We start from the raw sequence: 5,749 nt of genomic DNA on the forward strand, positions 1-5,749 counted from the left end.
GAGACAGGAAATTCCTGCCTCTAGGCTGATAAACAATTATTTACGGCGTCCTGGTCTTTCTTTGTAACCATAGTAAGAATCTTCGATGATTTCTTGCATGTGGTCAACCATTGGAAGGCGTGGGTTTGCAGGCGAACATTGATCTTCATAAGCAAGGAAGGCCAATTCACGTGAATGTTCTTTCCATTCTTTTTCGTCAACACCTTGTGCTTTGAAGTTCATTTGGATACCTACGCGCTCACCAAGTTCGTAGACAGCTTTTGCGTAAGATTCCACACCTTCTTCTGGAGTAGAAGCTGGAAGGCCAAGCATGCGTGCGATATCTTGGTATTTTTCGTCTGCACGGTAGTAGTTGTACTTAGGCCATGTTGCTGTCTTAGCTGGACGTGTACCGTTGTAGCGGATGACGTATGGAAGCAAGATAGCATTTGTACGACCGTGGATTGTATGGAATTGCGCACCAATCTTATGGGCCATTGAGTGAGAAATACCTAGGAAGGCATTGGCAAAGGCCATACCAGCGATTGTTGAAGCGTTATGCATTTTCTCACGTGAGTGGAAATCTGCATTCTTAACTGAGCTTTCAAGGTTTTCGAATACAAGTTTGATAGCTTGAAGTGCCAGACCATCAGTGTAGTCGCTAGCCATTTGTGATACGTAAGCTTCAGTCGCGTGGGTCAATACATCCATACCAGTGTCCGCAGCAACAAATCCAGGAATTGTCAATACCAAGGCAGGGTCTACGATTGCCACAGTTGGTGTCAATGAGTAGTCAGCGATTGGGTATTTACGGTTGTTTGCTTTATCAGAGATAACGGCAAATGGTGTTACTTCAGATCCTGTACCAGATGTTGTTGGGATTGCGATGAATTTAGTCTTCTTACCAAGCAATGGGAATTTGAAGGCACGTTTACGGATATCCATGAATTTTTGGACAAGGTCACGGAAGTCCACTTCTGGTTGTTCGTAGAAGAGCCACATTACTTTAGCGGCATCCATTGGAGACCCACCACCGAGAGCGATGATTGTATCTGGTTTGAAGGCACGCATAATCTCAGTACCACGGTTTACAGTTGTGATATCTGGCTCTGGTTCTACATCAGCAAAAATTTGGTAAACAACCTTATTGCGACGAAGGTCAAGTTGTTCGATGATACGATCAAGGAAACCAAGTTCTACCATGGCATGGTCAGTAACGATCATGACACGTTCAACGTCACGACATTTTTGAAGGTATTGAATTGAATCACGTTCAAAGTATGTTTTTGAAGGAAGTTTCATCCATTGCATGTTATTTCTCCGTCTTCCGACTTTTTTGATATTCAAGAGGTTAATGGCACTAACGTTATCCCCAACTGAGTTGCGTCCGTAAGAACCACATCCGAGTGTCAATGATGGCAAGAAGGCATTGTAAACGTCCCCGATACCACCGAAAGTAGAAGGTGAGTTACAGATAACACGAATAGCTTTAACAGCTTTACCAAATTCTTTAGTCAATTCTTCGTCAGCTGTGTGGATAGCTGCTGAGTGTCCAAGACCGTTAAATTCAACCATTTGACGAGCCTTAGTAATACCATCTTCACGGCTTTCAGATTTCAAAACTGCGATAACTGGTGACAATTTTTCACGAGTCAATGGCTCATTTTCACCAACTTCTTTACATTCAGCAGCAAGAATGTTTGTTCCTTCTGGAACTGTAAATCCTGCTTGTTCTGCAATCCAAGTTGCTGGTTTACCAACGATGTCAGCATTCAATTTCGCACCAGCACAGTTTTTGCTGTTTGCTTTTACGCCGAAGCAGAACTCTTCAAGAAGCGCTTTTTCTTTTTTGTTTACAAAGTAAGTGTGATAAGATTTGAACTCTGCTACAAATTCATCGTAAATTTCTTTATCAATGATAACCGCTTGTTCAGATGCACAGACCATACCATTGTCAAATGATTTAGACATGACGATATCGTGAGCAGCTTGGCGAATGTTAGCTGATTTTTCAACATAAGCTGGAACGTTTCCGGCACCTACCCCAAGAGCTGGTTTACCACATGAGTATGCAGCCTTCACCATTGCGTTACCACCTGTTGCAAGGATTGTTGCAATACCTTCGTGGTTCATAAGGGCACTAGTTGCTTCCATAGATGGTTGAGTAATCCATTGCACACAGTTTTCAGGAGCACCAGCTGCGATAGCTGCATCGCGGACAATACGCGCTGCATGAGCAGATGATTCTTGTGCTGATGGGTGGAAGGCAAAGACGATCGGATTACGTGTCTTCAATGAAATCAATGATTTGAAGATTGCTGTTGATGTTGGGTTTGTTGTTGGAGTGATACCACAAACAACACCAACTGGTTCAGCAATAAGAGTCAATCCTGTTACATCATCTTCTTCAATAACACCAACTGTTTTAGTGTGGCGCATGTTGTTTACTACGTGCTCACAAGCAAACAAGTTCTTAGTCGCTTTATCTTCGAATACACCACGTCCTGTTTCTTCAAAGGCATGTAAAGCCAATTCTCCGTGGGCATCCAAAGCTGCTACTGATGCTTTGGCAACAATGTAGTCAACTTGCTCTTGATCCAATTTACGCATTTCTTCAAGGGCAACTAGAGCTTTTTGCACCAATCCATCAACATGCTTTTCAGCAGCGAGTTTCTTTTCCTCTGGTGTCACAGTTTTTTTATCAGCCATATTTTCCTCCATAGCTTTCAAGGATTGATATCCTTTGTTAATTTTTTCACAAGTTTATTATAACGCATTATTTCAACTTTGTAAACAGTTTCATAAACATTTCACAAAGAATTTTTTATTGTTTGTGAATTTTTTCTCATTTTCTTTACTTATCAAGTTTTTTCTTTAGAGTTTGTGAAATGAATTTCAAATATTTTTTTATTTCACAAGCTTGATTGGAAGAGGAGCTTGGAAAGAGATAGATTTTCTAGTAAGCGCTTACTTTTAGATGCTAACAATACCTCCTTTGATAAGGAGGCTTTATTTTTGTTGAAAAACACCTTGTCTAAAAGTCCCTTCATAAACAACTTCTTGTTCTGTTGTTAGTTTCCCTTTTCCTTCAGCCTGACCATTTACAAAATCACCTTCGTAGGTCCAGCCTTCTTTAGATTGAAAAGTTCCTTTTCCATTGAAGGCGCCATTATTGAAACCACCTGTATATTGGTCTCCATTTTGGAAGGTAATGGTACCTTGACCATTCATTTTACCACGGACAAGACTGCCGTCGTAAACAATCGTTCCATTATCAAGCTTTAGAACACCTTTTCCGGGAATATTTAGAAAAAAGACGAGTACAGCACAAAAAACAATAGTAACTACTGCTAAAAGCTCTAAACGTGGACGAGTTAGATAGACACGATACTTCTCGTAAAAATTCTTAAGATTTTCCATCTTTACTCTCCTTCTCTAAACGTTCTAACCATGCTTGACAACCCTCTTGAACACGCTGATAGGTTTCATCAAAATCTCCTGTATACCAAGGATCTGGAACACTTTCAGATGCAAATGAGTAAATCTTATCTTGACAGTCTACTGGACACATCTGACGTAAGTCAGAAACATTTGAAGCGTCCATTCCGATAATATAATCAAAGGCTTCAAAATCTTCCTTACTAATCTGAAGCGATGTCTTGCCTTTTTCATAAGGAATCTCATACTCTTGAAAAATCCCTTGAGTTCCCTTATGAATCGGATTGCCATGTTCCCAAGAGGACGTCGCTCGACTTTGGATTTCGTAGTTATCTGTCATTGATTTCATAACAAACTCGGCCATAGGGCTGCGACAAATATTTCCCAGACAGACAAAGACCAGTTTTTTCATCCCATTTCCTTTCTTTTATAGAAAAACGGGAGTTAGTGATCCCGTCTTATTTTTCAATTACACCTTCTAATGAAGCTGTTTCTTTCAGCGGTAATACTGTCTTGATAGCAGCTAGTTCAAAAGTCAAGTAAACTCCATCTACATCAAGAACAATTGTTCTCTTCTCCGTATCTACTTCATCGACTGTTCCATAAAGTCCACCGATTGTAATCACCTCATAGCCTTTTTGTAGTTTATTCAAGCTTTCCATACGTTTTTGTGCTTGTTTCTTTTGAGAGCGTTGCGTAAAGAACATCAAGCCCACCATAGCCACAAGAATGATTAAAAATGTATATTGTGATTCCATTATATTCTCCTTTGTCTTTTACATAGGACTACTATATCAAATTTCAGCTACTTTTACAAGATTGTACCTTGCTTTTCTAGTAAGAAAAACCAGAGCTTGCGCCCTGATTTTTAGGATTATTTCAAGTTTTGAACGACTTTTACAAGATTTTCAACAGTAAAGCCATATTCTGCCAACACTTTTGGTGCTGGGGCAGAGGCTCCAAAGGTATCAATACCAAGAACTGCACCATCTAGTCCAACATATTTGTACCAGTTTTGACTTGCACCCATTTCAACTGCAACACGACGACGAACTGCATTTGGAAGAATTTCTTCCTTGTAAGCTGCATCTTGTTTATCAAAGACATCTGTAGATGGCATGCTGACTACGCGGACTTTTGCACCTTGACTAGCCAATTCTTTGGCAGCTGAGACAGCAAGATTGACCTCTGAACCTGTCGCAATCAAGATTGTATCAAAGTCTGCTACATTTTCATAGACAACATAGGCACCTTTTGCAACCTTGTCAAAGTCTGTTCCTTCTTCGACAGTCAAGTTTTGACGGGTCAAGACAAGGGCAGTTGGTGTTTTCTCACTTGTCACTGCAAGGTACCAAGCTGCTTGCGTTTCACGCGCATCTGCTGGACGGAAAACATTTAGATTTGGCATAGCACGAAGACCTGCCAAGTGCTCAACTGGTTCGTGAGTCGGACCGTCTTCACCAACTGCGATTGAATCGTGGGTAAAGACATAAGTCACAGGAAGACCTTGCAAAGCTGACAAGCGGACAGCTGCCTTCACATAGTCAGAGAAGACGAAGAAAGTTCCACCGTATACACGAAGTCCACCGTGAAGGGCCATTCCGTTCAAGATCGTTCCCATTGCAAATTCACGAACACCAAACTGAATGTTACGGTTCAAGCGATTGACATCGTCTTGAAGTCCATCAGTCTTGATATAAGTCATGTTTGAGTGAGCTAGGTCAGCTGATCCACCCAAGAAAGTTGGTAACTTAGCCGCCACAACATTCAAGGCATCTTGGCTTGAATTACGAGTTGCTTGAGAGAAGCCATTTTCTAAAGCTGGGAAGTCTGCTGGAGTCACTTCAACTGGATCACGTCCATCGATAATAGCTTCTACTTCTGCAGCCAATTCTGGGTGAGCTTCTTTATAATCAGCAACTAGCTTTGTCCAAGTTTGATAAGCTGATGCACCTCGATCTGCAACATGTTCTTTGAAATCAGCATATACTTGTTCTGGGATTTCAAATGGTTCGTAGTCCCAACCTAGGGCTTGACGAGTTGCTGCAGTTTCATCTGCTCCAAGAGGGGCACCGTGTACAGCATTAGTTCCTTGTTTGTTTGGAGAACCATATCCAATCACAGTCTTCACTTCAATCAAAGATGGCTTGCCTGAAGCTTTAGCTGTTTCGATAGCGGCATGGATGGCTTCCAAGTCTGTTCCATCTTCAACCAGAGCAGTATGCCAACCATAGGCATTGTAACGATCACGAACGCTTTCAGTGAAGGAGTCCTTTGTCTCACCATCCAAGTTGATGTCATTTGAATCATAAAGAACAACCAACTTATCTAG

General features: G+C 41.3%; 5 protein-coding genes. All 5 read right to left on the reverse strand.

The genetic code is table 11. The annotated features are described in order from the left end of the window. Positions 1 to 36: 36 nt before the first annotated feature. Positions 37 to 2,688: a bifunctional acetaldehyde-CoA/alcohol dehydrogenase gene (adhE, locus tag QZ359_RS07325; protein WP_285304741.1), complete on the reverse strand. Its 2,652-nt coding sequence runs from the start codon at positions 2,686 to 2,688 to the stop codon at positions 37 to 39. 300 nt (positions 2,689 to 2,988) lie between these two features. Next, positions 2,989 to 3,399 (reverse strand): MORN repeat-containing protein, encoded by a 411-nt coding sequence (locus tag QZ359_RS07330; protein WP_084890687.1) that lies wholly within the window; start codon positions 3,397 to 3,399, stop codon positions 2,989 to 2,991. Beyond that, the gene (locus tag QZ359_RS07335; RefSeq protein WP_293965063.1) at positions 3,386 to 3,829 is read right to left on the reverse strand and encodes a low molecular weight protein-tyrosine-phosphatase; all 444 of its coding nucleotides are present in this window, start codon (positions 3,827 to 3,829) and stop codon (positions 3,386 to 3,388) included. The genes QZ359_RS07330 and QZ359_RS07335 overlap by 14 nt, the downstream gene beginning before the upstream one ends. Positions 3,830 to 3,875: 46 nt before the next feature. Beyond that, a complete protein-coding gene (yajC, locus tag QZ359_RS07340; RefSeq protein ID WP_293965065.1) occupies positions 3,876 to 4,175 on the reverse strand; it encodes a preprotein translocase subunit YajC in 300 nt (99 codons plus the stop codon). Between the two features lie 116 nt (positions 4,176 to 4,291). Then, positions 4,292 to 5,749: transketolase (locus tag QZ359_RS07345; protein ID WP_293965067.1), on the reverse strand; the 1,458-nt coding region annotated here is incomplete at its 5' end.

This window comes from Streptococcus sp. (genome assembly GCF_019414905.1).
Taxonomy (GTDB): Bacteria; Bacillota; Bacilli; order Lactobacillales; family Streptococcaceae; genus Streptococcus.